This window comes from Dyella monticola (genome assembly GCF_003363155.1).
Classification (GTDB): Bacteria; Pseudomonadota; Gammaproteobacteria; order Xanthomonadales; family Rhodanobacteraceae; genus Dyella_B; species Dyella_B monticola.
In genome coordinates this window covers 14,024-30,304 of sequence record NZ_QRBE01000018.1, presented here as the reverse complement: position 1 = coordinate 30,304, position 16,281 = coordinate 14,024, and the positions used below count along the sequence as shown (strand labels likewise).

Here is a 16,281-nt window from a genome sequence, read left to right as displayed (position 1 = left end):
CGGCTACTGATGAGGGATCGGCGCCCGCGCCAACGCCCACACATCCACACGCGCAACGCCGGCTCGCTTGAGGACACGCGTGCACTCAGCCAGCGTCGCGCCGGTGGTAAACACATCGTCGAGCACGGCCACGTGCGGCGGTAACGCGATCGCTGGATTCAGCACGAAGGCGTGGCGCAAATTGCGTCGCCGCGCGACGGCGTCTAAGCCCGTTTGCGCATCGGTGTGCCGGGTACGCTGCAGCAGATCGTGTCGACAGGGCACATCCCATGCACGCGCAAGCGGCCGCGCCAGTTCTACGGTCTGGTTATAGCCACGCTGGCGCAAGCGACGTCGGTGCAAGGGCACGGGCAGGATGAGTGCCGGCATGTCCAGGGGCGGTGGCTCGCGCAACCACATGGCCGCCAATGCGCGTCCGGCGGCCAGGTCGCGATGGAATTTGAAGCGCGTTTCCAACCGGTCCAACGGCCAGGCGTAACGGAAAGGTGCCCATGCCGTATCCCACGGGGGTGGCTTGCGTTGACAGCGGCCACACTGCGACGCCGAGATCGGCAGCGGCAAGGCGCAACGCCGGCAGCGATGGGTATTACGTGGCAGTTCCGCCGCGCATTCGGCGCAAAGATCCATGCCATCTGCGCCAGCGTCGCCGCAAAGCAGGCATCGCCAGGGCAGCAACCAGCCGTGCAGTGCGCAAAGCCAACGGATCGGCGCGTCCATGCGCAACTACGTCGATCAGGTATGGGGCTTGAACAAGGCCGCGTCGAGGATCGACCACAGGTGGATGATCCATCCCAGCCAGAAGAACCAGAGGATGGCCGCCAGCACAAACATCACCACGGCCTTCAGAAAGCGTCCCTGCACCAGTTGCCCCAGGCCCGGAATGAACAAGCTGCAGACGGCTGCAATCACATTCCCGGCGCTGCCCTGACCTGAACTCATGGATCGACTCCTTCGATAGATGAAGGGGAATGGTAGCGGTTTCGTCCCCTCCCCTGCCGTCAACTATCCGCACCCGAACTGAGTTGACAGCCCTCCAGGGCGGCTCCCACACTGTGCGTCGGTTTCCCGGAGTTCCCCATGACCGCAGCCCTTCGCCACGACTGGTCCCGCGACGAAGTCGTCGCCCTGTTTGCCCTTCCGTTCAACGAGTTGCTGCATCGGGCGCACAGCGTGCACCGCACTCATCACGACCCGAACGCGGTGCAGGTGTCCACCTTGCTGTCGATCAAGACCGGCGGCTGCCCGGAAGATTGCGGCTATTGCCCGCAAGCGGCGCGCTACCACACCGGCGTGAAGGCGGAAAAACTGATGTCGATAGACGCCGTAGTCGCACGCGCCAAAGCGGCCAAGGACGCAGGCGCCAGCCGCTTCTGCATGGGTGCCGCCTGGCGCAGCCCGAAAGACCGCGATGTCGCGCAAGTCGCCGAAATCGTGGCGGCCGTGAAAGGTTTGGGCCTGGAAACCTGCGCCACGCTGGGCATGCTCACCGAAACGCAGGCACAGACACTCAAACAGTCGGGCCTGGACTACTACAACCACAACCTCGACACCGCGCCGGAGTTCTACGGCGAGATCATCCACACGCGTCAGTACCAGGATCGCCTGGATACGCTGGAACACGTGCGCCAGGTCGGCCTGAAAACCTGCTGCGGCGGCATCGTCGGCATGGGCGAAACGCGCGCGCAGCGCGCCGGCCTGCTGCAAACGCTGGCCAATCTACCTGAACATCCGCAATCGGTGCCGATCAACCAGCTGGTGCAAGTGGAAGGCACGCCGCTGCATGGCACCGACGCGCTGGATCCGTTCGAATTCGTGCGCACGATTGCCGTCGCGCGCATTCTGATGCCCGCCTCGATGGTGCGCCTGTCCGCGGGTCGCCAGCAGATGGACGACGCGGTGCAAGCCCTGTGCTTCTTCGCTGGCGCCAACTCCATTTTTTACGGCGAAAAACTGCTGACCACCGGCAACCCCGACGTGGAGCACGACCGCGCGCTGTTCCGCCGCCTGGATTTGCATGCGCTGGAAGTGGCCGAGGACGCAGGCACCGTCCATGCCGATATTCTCGAAACCGAACAAGCAGGCAGTTGCGGTCAAGGCTGCGGCTGCCATGCAGCGGCCTGACCTGCTCGAGCGTTTGGCCGTCCAAACGGCCGAACGCACGCAAGCTCGACTGCAGCGACGCCTGCGTACCGTCGACGCTTACGACGGGCCTTACCTGGAAAGCAACGGACGCCGACTACTGGCTTTTTGCAGCAACGATTATCTTGGCCTTGCCCAGGATCCACGCTTGATCGCCGCCTTGAAACAGGCGGCCGATGAAACAGGCGTCGGCAGCGGTTCCGCGCATCTCATCTGCGGCCATCGCCGCCAGCACGCCGCCTTGGAAGAAGCGCTGGCCGAATGGACCGGGCGCGAGCGGGCGCTGCTGTTTTCCACCGGCTACATGGCCAATCTCGGCGTGATGCAGGCGCTGCTTAAACGGGGCGAGCTGTGTGTGCAGGACAAGCTCAACCATGCGTGCTTGCTCGATGGCGCGCAGTTGGCCGGGGCTGTGCTCAAGCGTTACCCGCACGCCGACGTTGCGGCGGCCGCGCGCCAACTGTGCAGCGAAACCGACGATAGTGCCCTGCTCGCCACCGATGGCGTGTTCAGCATGGACGGCGATATCGCGCCGCTGCGTGAACTGGCATCCCTATGCGCCAGCGAATACGCCTGCCTGATGGTGGACGACGCGCACGGCCTTGGCGTGCTTGGTCACGATGGCGCCGGCAGCGTGGCGGAAGACGGCTTGACGGAGCAGGACGTACCGGTCCTGATGGCCACGCTCGGCAAGGCGCTGGGCTGCAGCGGCGCGTTTGTTGCCGGCTCCACCACCTTGATCGACGGGCTGACCCAATTCGCACGCAGCTACATCTACACCACCGCCATGCCTCCGGCGCTTGCCGCCGCAGCGCTCTGTGCCGTCACCCTGGCACGAAGCGAACATTGGCGTCGCGAAAAATTGAACGCGTCGATCCGGCGTTTTCGCCACGGTGCCGCGCAACTGGGGCTGCCGTTGATGCCTTCACGCACCGCCATCCAGCCGTTGATGCTCGGCGATGCGCAGCGCGCGCTGGATGCTTCCTGCACCCTGGAAGCACAGGGGCTGCTGGCGGTCGCCATTCGTCCACCTACCGTGCCCCAGGGGCAGGCGCGCTTACGCATCACGCTATCGGCCGCGCATGAAGAAGCCCATATCGACCAGTTGCTGGAGGCCCTGGCCTCCCTGCGGCTGGAAACGTTCCCGGCAGGCGCACCGGTATAATGGGTAGTCGCGCCTGTTCCATTAGCTCTATGTCGATCCTCAATATTTCCGCTTATCGCTTCGTCGGCCTGGACGATCTGCCAGTGCTGCGCGAACGCGTGCTTGCGCAATGCCTCGCCCTAGCTTTGAAAGGCACCATTTTGCTGGCGCCGGAGGGGATCAACCTGTTTCTGGCCGGGCCGCGCGATGCGGTGGATGCGTTCATGGCATGGCTGCATCAGGATGCGCGCTTCGCGGGTTTGCAAGGTAAGGAGTCGTTTTCCGACGGGGTGCCGTTCAAGCGCATGCGCGTGCGCCTGAAAAAGGAAATCATCACCTTGCGCCAACCCACGATTCGCCCTGAAGGCGGACGCGCGCCGGCGGTGGATGCCGCCACGCTCAAGCGCTGGCTGGATCAAGGACGCGATGACGAAGGCCGCGAAATTGTCCTGCTCGACACGCGCAATGCTTACGAAACCGACGTCGGCATGTTTCCGCAGGCCGTCGATTACCGCATGGGCAGCTTCACCGAATTACCGGCGGCGCTTGCCACCGATCAAGCGCGTTACGCCGACAAGACGGTGGTGTCGTACTGCACCGGCGGCATTCGTTGCGAAAAAGCGGTGTTGCATATGCAGGATATCGGCATGCAGCGCGTGTATCAGTTGGAGGGCGGCATCCTCAAGTACTTCGAGGACGTCGATGGTGCGCACTGGCGAGGCGGCTGCTTTGTTTTCGATGAGCGTGGCGCGGTGGACAAGGCGCTGAGTCCCGCCTCGCACGATTCATTCGCTCCGCTCGAGGCGCCTACAGGCTCCGCCGCATGAGCCTGTATATCCAAACCCTCGGCAGCGGCCCCACCCCGCTGGTGATGATCCATGGCTGGGCGATGCATGGCGGCATCTTCGCGCCGCTGGTGGACGTGCTGACGGACCACTGCACCATGTACGTGGTCGATCTGCCCGGTCATGGCTATTCCCGCCATTGCGGATTGCCGCTGGAGCCGAAAGCGTGTGCGCAGGCGATCATCCAGGCCACGCCACCCGCCATATGGCTAGGCTGGTCGCTGGGCGGCCTGGTCGCACTTCGCGCAGCATTGGATTTTCCAGCGCACGTGCGCGGACTGGCCATGCTTTGCTCGACACCGCGCTTCGTCAGCGCCAGCGATTGGCCCTACGGCAGGGAGCCTGCGCTGGTGCAACAACTGGCGACGGATCTTGAGACCGATTACCACGCCACCATCGACCGTTTTTTGGCCTTGGAAGTCATGGGCAGCCCCGACCCGCGCGGCGATCTGAATCGCTTGCGTGCCGATGTTTTCTCGCGCGGTGAACCGGAAATGCGCGTGCTGCAGGAAGGCATCGGCATCCTCGATCAAACCGATTTCCGTGCCGACCTTGTGCAACTGAAACCCAATACAAGCTGGTGGGGGGCCGGACGACTGGATCGTCTGGTCCATCCGCAGGCCATGCAAGCCGCCGCTGCCGCAAGCCAGGGCGAGTTCCACGTGGTGGCGCGCGCGGGACACGCACCTTTTATGAGTCATTCGCACGCTGTCGCTGAGACGTTGCTGCCGTGGCTGGAGAACCATTGATGAGCGACTTCCAGGTCGACACGCGACGCGTACGCGCCAACTTCGGCCATGCGGCGACCGGTTACGAGCAGCACGACGCGCTGCAACGCGAAGTGCAGCAGTTGCTGCTAGAGCGCCTGGACTTCTACCTGCAGCAACCCGAGCGGGTGATCGATGTGGGCGCAGGCACCGGACGCGGCAGCGCGCTCCTTAAAAAGCGCTACGCCAAGGCCCAGGTGATTGCGGTGGATGCAGCGCTGTCGATGCTGCGTGTGGCCAAATCGCATGCCGGTTGGCTCAAACCTTTCATGCGCCTGTGCGGTGATGCGACGGCGCTGCCGTTGCCCGATCACAGCGTGGATATCCTGCATTCCAATCTGTGCTTTCAATGGATCGATGATCTTGCCGGCCTGTTTGGCGAATGCGTACGCGTGTTGAAGCCCGGCGGCATGTTGGTGTTTTCCACCTTTGGCCCCGATACCTTGCGCGAACTGCGCGCGGCGTGGGCGTCGGTGGATCAGCACTCCCACGTCGGCCGTTTTTTAGACATGCACGACCTGGGCGACGCGATGATCAACGCAGGCCTGCGCGATCCCGTGCTGGACGTGGATCGCTTCACGCTCACCTACAGCGAACCCAAAGCGCTGCTGCGCGAACTCAAGGGGCTCGGCGCAACGCATGCCGATCGCGGCCGCGAACGTGGCCTGACCGGCAAGCAACATTTCCAGCGCATGCTCGCCGCTTACGAAGCGATGCGTGTGGATGGCCGCATTCCCGCCACCTGGGAAGTGGTGACGGCGCACGCGTGGGGGCCGGCGCCAGGACAATCGCGGCGCGCAAAAGGCGGCGGGGAAATCGCGAGTTTTTCCGTCGACAGCCTGCGCGGTACGCGTCGGCGCTAAGGCGACTGCGGTGCAAATACTTACATTTACCTGCTCGGTAGCAGCTCTTCATCATGGCCGTCATTCCCGCGCAAGCGGGAGTCCAACGTGCCGACACAACCTCAACATGGATTCTCGCTTGCGCGGGAATGACGGCCTCGAGGACTCAGGTAGTCTCGAAGCGAGTGTGCACACTTGAGCTAAAAGCGCGCGGGTGGCTTTTTACTATTTCTGCGGTGCCGCGACACTAGCGTCCGATGCCGGCCGGGCATTGGCACCCTGCTTCTGTTTGGGCAGATACGTCGCGCTTACATTGCCGGTGCCGGTGAAATAGGCGGTGTTGGTGTTGTAGGTAAGCTTGTCGGCATGCGCATCGCCCATGCCCTGCTGCGTGACCACGGCATTGGGTGTCAGCACGGCAATGCCGTTGATGTTGTCGTAATCGAGCGCGGGGGCTTCGCCGGTCATCAGGTGATTGTTGTCGTCCAGCTGCTCGATATGCGCCGGATGACCATGCATGACGATACGGGCGACCTGGGTATTGGCATCCATGTAGATCTGCGCATATTCGCCGGTGGCCTTCATAGAGCCCTGGGTAACTACCACGTGGCCGGTGATCGTGGTGATCGAATTGGGTGTGTCGAAGCCGGTTACCGAATCCTGCGAGGTGTGCATCGGCTGGTTGCGATCACCGGTCTTGGCGCAAGTCACCCACGGCACCATCAAGATCAGCGCGGCGCACAGCCGGAGCATGAAGCTGCCGCAACGGCCCGGAACATCCTGAAACGGCTTCATGTACGGCATCTCCTCTCCGATCGTCCGCGTCATTTTAGTGCGTTTAGCGCTTGCCGGCGCAGGCCTTGTACCGGAAGCATTCCACCACATGATCGTTGACCATGCCGGTGGCCTGCATGAAGGCATAGCAGATGGTGCTGCCGACGAAGCGGAAGCCCCGTTTTTTCAGCGCCTTGCTCATGCGATCGGAAACCGGCGTACTGGCCGGCACCTCGCCCCTGCTGCGCCAGGCATTGCCGATGGGCCGGCCGTCGACGAATGACCACAGGTACGCATCCAGGCTGCCGTACTCCTCGACCACCTCCAACGCCGCCTTGGCGTTGTCGCGCGCGGCAGTCACTTTGAGGCGGTTGCGTATGAGGCCGGGATCGAGCAGGAGCTTTTCCAGCTCGCGATCCTTCATGTCGGCGACACGCTGCATATCAAAGTGGTGAAACGCGCGGCGATAGTTGTCGCGCTTGTGCAACACCGTGCGCCAGGACAAACCCGCCTGCGCGCCTTCCAGGCAAAGGAACTCGAACAGCATCCGGTCATCGTGCAGCGGCACGCCCCATTCGGTGTCGTGATAGGCCTGCATCAACTCGCCATCGGAGGCCCAGTGACAGCGTATGCGCGCAATCGCCACAGATTTCCCTTTTTCGCATCGGACGCCAGCGCCGAGCATAACGCCAGGCCGCAGCGAACGCCCGGTTCAGTGCGAAATCTCCAGGCTGCAGTGCGCCGCGCCGCTGCTTCGGCAACTCAAGTGTCGCACGTGCACGTGCTTGCCCGTCACCGCCGCGCCCAGCACGCCTTCCAGATACCCGCCATAGAATACGCAGCCGCTGCGCCCGGGCTCGGCGCACAGGAGACTTGCGAAAATATGCACGTGCACGCCGCGTTGCTCGATCTGCGCCAGCGAACATAGCGCCGGCACACCAATACGTTTGATCGCCTCGCCAAGGCTCAATGGTGGGCCGGACGCATAATCACGCTTGTAAATCGCGATGCCCACGCGCCGCCCCGCAAGCAGCAATGAGGGTTCGCGCAGGCTACCGGACACGCTCTCTTGCAGCTTCGTGAGCCAGGGGTAGATGCGCGGGAAGTCGTGCATCAATTCGGGAAGAACCTGCTCGACGTGTGCAACATCGGGCATGACCGTTTGTACGGGAGCCACCCGATCCTGCAGCGCGCCACGCGAAGAGGCGAAAGCAATGGCGGTCGGTTCACCGCAGAGCGCCGCTTCAAAACTCACCACGCGGCTATGCGTCCCGAGCATTTCTTCCAATGCCAGACGCTGCTCGGGAGGCCCGCGCACGAGCATGCAAAGTCGCGCGCCACGGCCATCCAGCGTCAGGCGCTGACGCAGAAGCGAATAATGATTGGCGACGACTACTTGCCCAAGTTCGGCGACCAGACCCTCCCTGCGGTCAGAGAGGACCTGTATTTCCAGCTCGATCATAGGCCCCCCTGTTGCTCGATGCTGGCAGTGCAAATTGAGGCGCCAGGATGGGGGATTTCCAGGCATCAAGCCGTGATTGGCATCAAGAATCGCCGTGCGGGGCTGTAAAAACGTGACTCACCACGGCAACGCGTCCACGTCCACATTGCCGCCGGTGAGCACCAGCCCGACCCGGCGCCCGGCGAAACGCTCCGGCTGTTTGAGCACGGCTGCCAATACGGTGGCGCTGGATACTTCCACCACCAGCTTCAGGGACTGCCACAGCAGCCTCATCGCGGCGATGGTTTCCTCATCGCTGACGGTGATCACCGCCACATGATGCTCGCGCAGCGCGGCAAGGTTAGGTTCGCCAACCAGCGCACGCAAGCCGTCGCAGATCGTAGCCGGTACGAAATGCTCGATACGCGCGCCCTGCGCGAGCGACTGCGCCGCATCCGATGCACCCGCCGGCTCAGCGCCAAACATGGCGATGTTCGGCAGCAGACCGTGCGCGGCGACCGCGCAACCCGCCATCAAACCACCACCGCCGACCGGGGTGACAATGGCATCCAAGCCTCCGCTTTGATGAAGCAGCTCCAGCACGACCGTACCCTGACCCGCCATCACGCGCGTATCGGCGTAGGGGTGAACCATGATCGCACCGGTTGCCTGCTGCACCTCGGCCGCCATCGCCTCGCGCGCAGCATTGGTTGGCGCACAGCGATGCAGCACCGCACCGGCTTGTTCAATGGCTTCTACTTTGGCGCGCACGGCGCCCTCGGGAACGATCACGTGCGCCGCGATGCCGCGCGTCGAAGCCGCCATGGCCAGCGCGTTGCCATGATTGCCGGACGAATGCGTCACCACACCGCATCGTGCCTCATCATCACTCAGCGACCACACGGCATTGCATGCGCCGCGAAACTTGAAGGCCCCGCCGCGCTGCAGGTTTTCGCATTTGAAATACAGGTGTGCACCCGCCAGCGCATCCAGCGCCGCATTGCGCAGCACGGGTGTCAAGATGGCATGCGGCGCGATACGCGCGGCGGCATCGCGAATCTGCTCAAGGTTTGGCAAGGCAATGCTCATGTGCGATCGATCTCCACCCCACACCGGAATACGCGCTCGGCGCCCGGTTGCAACCGTACGGTGTCGGCGCAGTCAGCGCGATTGAAGGCGTTGGACATGCTTTCCATCGGCTCCATCGCCACGGAACGGCGCACGTCGCGGGTTATCGTGTCAGCCGTGAACACGAGCACGACGCCACGTTCCTGCCACATGCTGATGCGCAGTCCGCTGGCGGGATCGCGCAAGCGTGTGCGTGCGCGGGCATCCGCATCGAAGATCAAGTGGGCGTAACCGTTGTCGATCTTGGTCGGACCAATCGGTTTGGGCTTTCGAAAATCCAGTGACGGCGGTGCATCGTTCAAGGATTGAAACGCGTCCGCGCCCGGTAACGGAATGTTATCGGACGTCGTGCGAATCAGGTGCGTGGCGGGTACTTCAAGCTCCCAGGTATCCACATCGGTATCGCCCGCACGAAAGTACGGATGCCAGCCAAAGAAACAGGGCGCGACGCTGTCGCCTGCATTGCGCATGCACGCCTGCAGCGACAGGCCGTTCGCATCGAGCGTGTAGGCAATGGAGAGATCGATCGCGAACGGATAGCCGGGAAACGCGCCGGGACGTATCGCCGAGGTGGTGAATACCACATGCGCGCCATCAGCGTCCGCCTGTGCCGACGCCACGTCAAAGTCGACACCACGCACGAACCCATGCCGCATGGCGCGCTCGGCGCCTTGCACATTCGGCTGCGTGTCATAGTTGCGGCCATCGAACGCATAGCGCGCGTCGTCGATGCGGTTGGCGAACGGCACCATGATGGCGAAGCGGGAACTGGGACGAGTATCCAGTTCGGCGCCATCGCGGTAGCCGTCGATGAGCTGACGCATCAGGCCGTCGATCGACTGTTCGAAAGAAACCACGGTGGCACCGCGCCGTGCCACGCACACGCAACGGTTTTGCCGGGTATCGCGCAAAACGACGATTTCATGCGACCCCCAGTGCGTGGTTTCGATGTGGAAGGCGTCCATCCGCTTGTCCTATGACCCAAAGCCCGCATGTTAGCCTGAGATGTCTCCAACCTTCCCGTGTGCGCCTTATGACCCTCGCCCTTGAACCTGTCGTCACCCCTGTCCGTCTGGGCGATTACCGGCGACCTGCCTGGTCGGTGGATGCGATCGAGCTGGATGTCGACTTGGGTATCGATGCGACCGAGGTGTCCTCGCGCCTTGTGCTTCGCAGCGACACGGGACAGTCGGCACCGCTTCGTCTGAATGGCGAGGGCCTGGAACTGCTGGCCCTTGCGCTCGACGGACAGGCACTGGATGCGCACGCCTTTCGTTACGAAGGCGGCGTGCTGGAAGTGGATGGCGTCCGTGACGGCAGCGTGCTGGAAACACGCGTGCGTGTGCAGCCTGCTGCGAACACAGCGCTGGAAGGGCTTTATTTGTCAGGCTCGCGCGAACACGGCTTTCTGTTGACGCAATGTGAAGCGGAAGGCTTTCGTCGCATCACGTTTTTCCCCGATCGGCCCGACGTGCTGGCTCGCTTCACCGTCACCCTGCGCGCTGATCGCCAGCGCTTTCCGGTGCTCTTGGCGGGCGGCAACCCGACTGGCGTCGGCGAGTTACCCGATGGCCGTCATTGGGCACGTTTTGTCGACCCTCACCCTAAGCCCTGCTACCTGTTTGCGCTGGTAGCCGGTCGATTAGAAAACATTACGCGGGACTATGTCACGGCCGATGGGCGCGCCGTGAAGATCGTGATCTGGTCCGAGGCGAACGTGATCGACCGCTGCCACTACGCACTTGACGCAGTGGAGCGCTCGATGCGCTGGGACGAGCACACGTATGGCCGCAATTACGATCTGGATGTATTCCATGTCGTGGCCACGCACGATTTCAACATGGGCGCGATGGAGAACAAGGGGCTGAATATCTTCAACGCGAAGTATTTGCTGGCAGACCCGGACAGCAGCACCGACGATGAATATCGAGCAGTGGAGGCCGTGGTGGCGCACGAATACTTCCACAATTGGACCGGCAATCGCGTGACCTGCCGTGATTGGTTTCAACTCTCGCTCAAGGAAGGGCTCACGGTATTTCGCGAACAGCAGTTTTCCGCGGACATGAATTCGGTCCCGCTCAAGCGCATCGAGGATGTCGCCTTGCTGCGGCGTACGCAGTTTCCTGAGGATGCCGGCCCCTTGGCGCATCCGGTACGACCTGCCGAATATCGCGAAATCAACAACTTCTATACGGCGACGGTGTACGAGAAAGGTTCCGAACTCGTGCGTATGCTCGCCGGTCGACTTGGGCAGGAAGGTTTTCGGCGCGGCATGGAGCTGTATTTCCAGCGCAATGATGGGCAAGCCGCCACGATCGAAGATTTTCTTGGTGCGCTGGGCGATGCCAACGCCATCGACCTGAAGCCATACCTTGCGTGGTACGCGCAAGCCGGCACGCCTCGGCTGCATGCAAAGAGCGAATATGATGCGGTGGCGCGCGAATACACCCTCACGCTATCGCAGCAAACGCGGCCCACACCGGGTCAGCCGGAAAAAGTGCCGGTTCCCATTCCGGTGAAGCTTTCCTTGTTCGATCGCGACGGCCGCATCTTGCCGTTGCGCATGGATGGCGAAGAGAAAGCTGACGGTGCAGAGCGTGTGGTTGTGCTGCACAAGGCGGCGCAACGCTTCGTGTTCAAGGATGTCGATGCACCACCCGTACCCTCGCTGCTGCGCGATTTCTCCGCACCCGTGGTGTTGGAGTACGACTACACCCCGGCCGAACTGGCGTTGCTGCTGACGCACGATCCGGATGGTTTCAACCGTTGGGAAGCGGGGCAGCAACTGGCCCTGCTGGCCTTCGACACCTTGAACGACAGCGTGGATTCCGCCGCGTGCAAAGCATGGTGCGAGGCGCTTGCCGCACTGTTCGAAGATCGCCAGCTGGACGATGCCCTGCTGGCGGATCTGCTCACGCCGCCTGGCGAAATCGAATTGGCGGATCGCCAGAGCGAAGTGGATCCATCACGCATCCATGCGCAACGCCAGGTGTTGCAGCAACGTCTGGCCGCACATATGGGTGCCGATGCGCTGCTTGCGCGTTATCGCGATCTTTCCGCGCACGCCAGTCAGCCATTGGATGCCGCCAGCCAGGCACGGCGCAGACTGCGTCGCCGCGTGCTTGAATTGTTTGCACTGCTAAATCCCGAACGCGCGCACGCGCTGGCCGCAACGCAATATGAAACAGCGCTCGGCATGACCGATCGCCTCGCCGCGCTGGGTGTGCTGGTGCGTGATCGCGCACCCCAGGCCGCTGCCGCACTCGCTCATTTTCGAGACCGCTATGCGGACAACCCGCTGGCGCTGGATAAGTGGTTTACGGTGCAGGCGCAGGTACCTGGCGAGCCGGCGCTTGCCATCGTCGCGACGCTCGAGCGCGATCCGGCCTTCACGCTGAAAAATCCCAACCGCGCGCGGTCGTTGCTGGGTGCGTTTGCCAGCACCAATCCCAGCGGCTTTCATCGCACGGATGGCGCCGGCTACCAACTCCTGGGCGAACGACTGGTGCAACTGGATGCGCTCAATCCGCAGATCGCGGCGCGCCTGGCCACCGCGTTCAACGGCTGGCAGCGGCTGGAACCGATGCGCCGGGTTGTTGCGCGGCGTGCGCTGGAGACATTGGTGCAACGTCAAGGTCTGTCGCCCAATCTCAGCGAGATTATCGGTAACGTCTTGCAGCACTGAACTGCATGCGCCCGTAAAACGCGAACGGCGACCTTGAGGTCGCCGTGGCGGGGCGGTGCTTTAACAGCGCTCAGGCGGGAAGATGACCCAATTCACTGAGCAGATGGCTCATGCGCGATTCCAGGCGCGGGCGAAGCTGCTGCTGCTGGGTCGGTTCGCGCTCGACGAGATGATCCATCGCCATTTCCAGGCGGCCAATTTCCACCATCAAATCGTGACGCAAATAGACCGGTGCGAATTCGTTGCTGTTATCCATGACACGTCCCTCAGGTGGCTTGCATGGAATCTCCAGCAACAGACGTGCCAGTGTGTGATGTAGATCACATTGAGGTTTTGGCCTACATCACCCTGTGACCTTTTCTGTCAGCTCTTGCCATTTCCCGACAGAAATTTGCAATTCAGTCACTTCGTATTCACACGTGCGGAGTAATGATCACTCCCACGCAACGGGGGATAGCGGCCTTTGCCGTGTTGCCCGTTCAGGTCACCAGTTTCTGGCGCCCGGCACTACGGTCATCCTGGATTCCCCCTGTTCCTGAGACCGCCGGGCGCCAGATCTCTCTTCCAGAGATCAAAAATATGACGGCGCCCCGAGGGGCGCCGTCTTGCTTCCTGTCCCGGTACGCGAATGGACCCCTGTCGTCCTTTCTCAGCGCGCGTGTCGCGCGGCTTCTGCCCGTGAAAGTGCGGGTAATGGAAAGCAGAAAACGTGCCAGGTTTCGCTAACGTCTGCAAAATCGTAAAGCGCTACCATACGTATTTGCTTGACCTTGATTTGCGCGGGTTCCGATGCTTTATCCCACTTCCTACGACGTCATCGTGATCGGCGGCGGCCATGCCGGCACCGAGGCCGCGCTTGCCTCGGCGCGATGTGGTGCCCGCACGCTATTGCTCAGCCATAACATCGAAACCATCGGCCAGATGAGCTGCAATCCGGCCATTGGCGGCATCGGCAAGGGCCATCTGGTCAAGGAAATCGACGCTCTTGGCGGTGCCATGGCCCAGGCAGCCGATCGCGCGGGCATCCAGTGGCGCACGCTGAACGCCTCCAAGGGGCCAGCGGTGCGCGCCACCCGCTGCCAGGCTGATCGCGTGCTCTACAAAGCGGCCATCCGCCGACTCGTGGAAACCCAGCCCAACCTCGACCTGTTTCAGCAGGCCGTCGATGATCTGCTGATCGAACACGGCCGCGTGACTGGCGTGGTCACGCAGATGGGCCTTTCCTTTCGCGCCAGCTCGGTGGTGCTCACGGCTGGCACTTTCCTGGCCGGAAAGATCCACATCGGCCCCGCCCAGTACGCGGGCGGGCGCGCGGGCGATCCGCCCGCCACCACGCTCGCCCAGCGTCTGCGCGAACTGCCGGTGGCGGCCGATCGCCTCAAAACCGGCACCCCGCCGCGCATCGACCTGCGCAGCATCGATTTCAGCGGACTGGACGAACAGCCCGGCGACGATCCGGCGCCGGTGTTCTCCTACCTCGGCTCGCCAGATCATCACCCGCGCCAGGTAAGTTGTTGGATCACACACACCAGCGAGCGCACGCACGAAATCATTCGCGGCGCGCTGGACCGCTCGCCACTGTATACCGGCCAGATCGAAGGCGTGGGTCCGCGCTATTGCCCATCCATCGAAGACAAAGTGGTGCGCTTTGCCGACAAGGGCTCGCATCAGATTTTTATCGAGCCGGAAGGACTGGACAGTTTCGAGATCTATCCCAACGGTATTTCGACATCGCTGCCGTTCGACGTGCAGCTGGATGTGGTGCATTCGATCAAGGGTTTCGAGCATGCGCACATCACCCGTCCGGGTTACGCGATCGAGTATGACTACTTCGATCCGCGCGGTCTCAACCCATGGCTGGAAACCAAGGCCATTCCCGGCCTTTACTTCGCCGGGCAGATCAACGGCACCACCGGTTACGAGGAAGCCGCCGCGCAAGGCCTGATCGCCGGACTCAATGCCGCGCGTGCGGTGCAAGGCAAGGCGCCGTGGTATCCACGTCGCAATGAAGCGTACATCGGCGTGTTGATCGACGACCTCACCAGCAACGGCACGATCGAACCGTATCGCATGTTCACCTCGCGCGCGGAATACCGCCTGCATTTGCGCGAAGACAACGCCGATCTGCGCCTCACCGAAACGGGCCATGCACTGGGCGTGGTAGCGTCCGAACGGTTCGACGCGCTACGCGCCAAGCGCGAAGCAGTAGAACGTGAAACGCAGCGATTGTCCGCCTTGTGGGCCGCACCCACCAACGCGCTCGGCGCGGCGATAGAACGCCAGCTTGGCATCGCAGTGAGCCGCGAAACCAACGCGCTTGATCTGCTGCGACGCCCTGAACTGGATTACGCCAAACTCGCTGGCGTGCCGGAACTTGGGCCCGCCGTCGATCGTGAAGATGTCGCCGCGCAAGTGGAAGTGCAAGCCAAATACGCCGGTTATCTGCAGCGCCAGCGCGAAGAAATCGAACGCCAGCGCCGTCATGAAAGCACCACCATTCCCGCCAGCTTCGATTACGACAAAGTGCGCGGGCTCTCTGCCGAAGTGTTGCTGAAACTCAAGCGCAGCCTGCCCGCCACCATCGGTCAGGCCGCGCGTATCAGCGGCGTTACGCCTGCGGCCATTTCGTTGCTGCTGGTGCATCTGAAGCGCCGCGACGCCGCCTGATCACGGCATTCATCGCTACGCCCGTAACCCAACCACGCATGGGCACATGGCATCATGCGCCCTGAGTTTATCGAGGAACACGCGATGGAAGTCTGGATTGGGCGACAGGGCGAACGTCACGGCCCCTATCAGGAAGAACAGGTCCGGGAATGGTTGCGCAGCAGCCAGTTGAGCCCCGATGACCTGTGCTGGTACGACGGCCTCGCGGACTGGCAACCCCTGTCGGTGCTGTTTCCGTTGGACAAGCCCGCGCCCGCACCCAATCCCTATGCACCTCCGCCACTACAGCAGCAACCGGCAAGCACCAATCACTTTGATTACGCCGGTTTCTGGCAGCGTTTCGGTGCATGGATCATCGACCTGATCATCTTGATGATCCCTTCGATGATCGTGATGGTCTCCTCCGGTGGCATGGAAGCCTACAAGCACATGGTCGAACGGATTCAAGGTGGCGCCGATATGGCCATGGCGCTGCGCGATTACGCCCAGGTCACGGAAACTGCATCGCTCATCTCACTTGCCATTACGTTTCTGTATTACACGTTCTTCGAAGCATCCAAATGGCAGGCAACGCCCGGCAAGCTCGCGTTGCGTTTGCGGGTGACTGATGTCCACGGCGCGCGCATCTCGATCGGGCGTTCGGCGGCGCGCAACATTGTGCGGCTTTCGGGAGCGATCTTCGGCTTGATTCCACTGGTTTGCTACGCCGCCATCGCCTGGACGCAACGCAAACAGGGTTTGCATGATCTCTGGGCAAGCACCTTTGTGCTCAACGGCACCGCGCAGCAACAGCCGCCGCAGGGACGACCGCCAGGCGATGACCAAGGCAGCTTCCACGCCTGAAAAAAA

At 62.5% G+C, this 16,281-nt stretch carries 16 protein-coding genes; 8 read left to right on the top strand and 8 right to left on the bottom strand.

Annotated features, from left to right (window positions below; translation table 11 throughout):
* Positions 1-3: 3 nt before the first annotated feature.
* Positions 4-717: a ComF family protein gene (locus DWU98_RS19915; protein ID WP_115497338.1), complete on the bottom strand. Its 714-nt coding sequence runs from the start codon at positions 715-717 to the stop codon at positions 4-6.
* Positions 718-732: 15 nt separating this feature from the next.
* Entirely contained in the window at positions 733-939 is a 207-nt protein-coding gene (locus tag DWU98_RS19910) for a hypothetical protein (protein ID WP_115497337.1), read from the bottom strand.
* Between the two features lie 138 nt (positions 940-1,077).
* Here DWU98_RS19910 and bioB point away from each other — a divergent pair, with 138 nt between their 5' ends.
* Genes bioB through bioC form a run of 5 tightly spaced genes read left to right on the top strand, consistent with a single transcriptional unit; the run spans position 1,078 to position 5,758 of the window.
* The gene (bioB, locus tag DWU98_RS19905; protein WP_115497336.1) at positions 1,078-2,121 is read left to right on the top strand and encodes a biotin synthase BioB; all 1,044 of its coding nucleotides are present in this window, start codon (positions 1,078-1,080) and stop codon (positions 2,119-2,121) included.
* Positions 2,108-3,304, top strand: a complete 1,197-nt coding sequence (bioF, locus tag DWU98_RS19900; protein ID WP_115497335.1) for an 8-amino-7-oxononanoate synthase — start codon at positions 2,108-2,110, stop codon at positions 3,302-3,304. The genes bioB and bioF overlap by 14 nt, the downstream gene beginning before the upstream one ends.
* Positions 3,305-3,333: 29 nt before the next feature.
* A complete protein-coding gene (locus DWU98_RS19895; protein ID WP_115497334.1) occupies positions 3,334-4,110 on the top strand; it encodes a sulfurtransferase in 777 nt (258 codons plus the stop codon).
* Positions 4,107-4,877: a pimeloyl-ACP methyl ester esterase BioH gene (gene bioH, locus DWU98_RS19890; protein ID WP_115497333.1), complete on the top strand. Its 771-nt coding sequence runs from the start codon at positions 4,107-4,109 to the stop codon at positions 4,875-4,877. Before DWU98_RS19895 ends, bioH begins: the two co-directional genes overlap by 4 nt.
* Complete coding sequence (bioC, locus tag DWU98_RS19885) at positions 4,877-5,758, top strand: malonyl-ACP O-methyltransferase BioC (protein WP_115497332.1); 882 nt, start codon at positions 4,877-4,879, stop codon at positions 5,756-5,758. Before bioH ends, bioC begins: the two co-directional genes overlap by 1 nt.
* 204 nt (positions 5,759-5,962) lie before the next feature.
* Here bioC and lptA read toward each other — a convergent pair whose 3' ends face one another.
* From lptA to DWU98_RS19860, 5 genes are all read right to left on the bottom strand, one after another.
* Complete coding sequence (lptA, locus tag DWU98_RS19880) at positions 5,963-6,532, bottom strand: lipopolysaccharide transport periplasmic protein LptA (RefSeq protein ID WP_230474961.1); 570 nt, start codon at positions 6,530-6,532, stop codon at positions 5,963-5,965.
* Between the two features lie 43 nt (positions 6,533-6,575).
* Complete coding sequence (locus tag DWU98_RS19875) at positions 6,576-7,196, bottom strand: DNA-3-methyladenine glycosylase I (protein ID WP_115497331.1); 621 nt, start codon at positions 7,194-7,196, stop codon at positions 6,576-6,578.
* 27 nt (positions 7,197-7,223) lie between these two features.
* Positions 7,224-7,973 carry a V4R domain-containing protein gene (locus DWU98_RS19870; RefSeq protein ID WP_158545128.1) on the bottom strand — a complete coding sequence of 250 codons (750 nt, stop codon included), beginning with the start codon at positions 7,971-7,973 and terminating at the stop codon, positions 7,224-7,226.
* A gap of 117 nt (positions 7,974-8,090) precedes the next feature.
* On the bottom strand, positions 8,091-9,041 hold the full coding sequence (locus DWU98_RS19865; RefSeq protein ID WP_115497329.1) for a pyridoxal-phosphate dependent enzyme: 951 nt from the start codon (positions 9,039-9,041) through the stop codon (positions 8,091-8,093).
* Complete coding sequence (locus DWU98_RS19860; RefSeq protein ID WP_115497328.1) at positions 9,038-10,045, bottom strand: aldose 1-epimerase; 1,008 nt, start codon at positions 10,043-10,045, stop codon at positions 9,038-9,040. The genes DWU98_RS19865 and DWU98_RS19860 overlap by 4 nt, the downstream gene beginning before the upstream one ends.
* A 68-nt stretch (positions 10,046-10,113) precedes the next feature.
* Here DWU98_RS19860 and pepN point away from each other — a divergent pair, with 68 nt between their 5' ends.
* Positions 10,114-12,765 carry an aminopeptidase N gene (pepN, locus tag DWU98_RS19855; RefSeq protein ID WP_115497327.1) on the top strand — a complete coding sequence of 884 codons (2,652 nt, stop codon included), beginning with the start codon at positions 10,114-10,116 and terminating at the stop codon, positions 12,763-12,765.
* 70 nt (positions 12,766-12,835) lie between these two features.
* On the opposite strand, the gene DWU98_RS19850 is transcribed toward pepN, so the two are convergent.
* On the bottom strand, positions 12,836-13,021 hold the full coding sequence (locus DWU98_RS19850; RefSeq protein WP_115497326.1) for a hypothetical protein: 186 nt from the start codon (positions 13,019-13,021) through the stop codon (positions 12,836-12,838).
* Positions 13,022-13,554: 533 nt separating this feature from the next.
* Here DWU98_RS19850 and mnmG point away from each other — a divergent pair.
* Together mnmG and DWU98_RS19840 are read left to right on the top strand one after the other, a co-directional pair.
* A complete protein-coding gene (gene mnmG, locus DWU98_RS19845; RefSeq protein WP_115497325.1) occupies positions 13,555-15,432 on the top strand; it encodes a tRNA uridine-5-carboxymethylaminomethyl(34) synthesis enzyme MnmG in 1,878 nt (625 codons plus the stop codon).
* 84 nt (positions 15,433-15,516) lie between these two features.
* Complete coding sequence (locus DWU98_RS19840; RefSeq protein WP_115497378.1) at positions 15,517-16,275, top strand: RDD family protein; 759 nt, start codon at positions 15,517-15,519, stop codon at positions 16,273-16,275.
* The last annotated feature ends 6 nt before the right edge of the window (positions 16,276-16,281 follow it).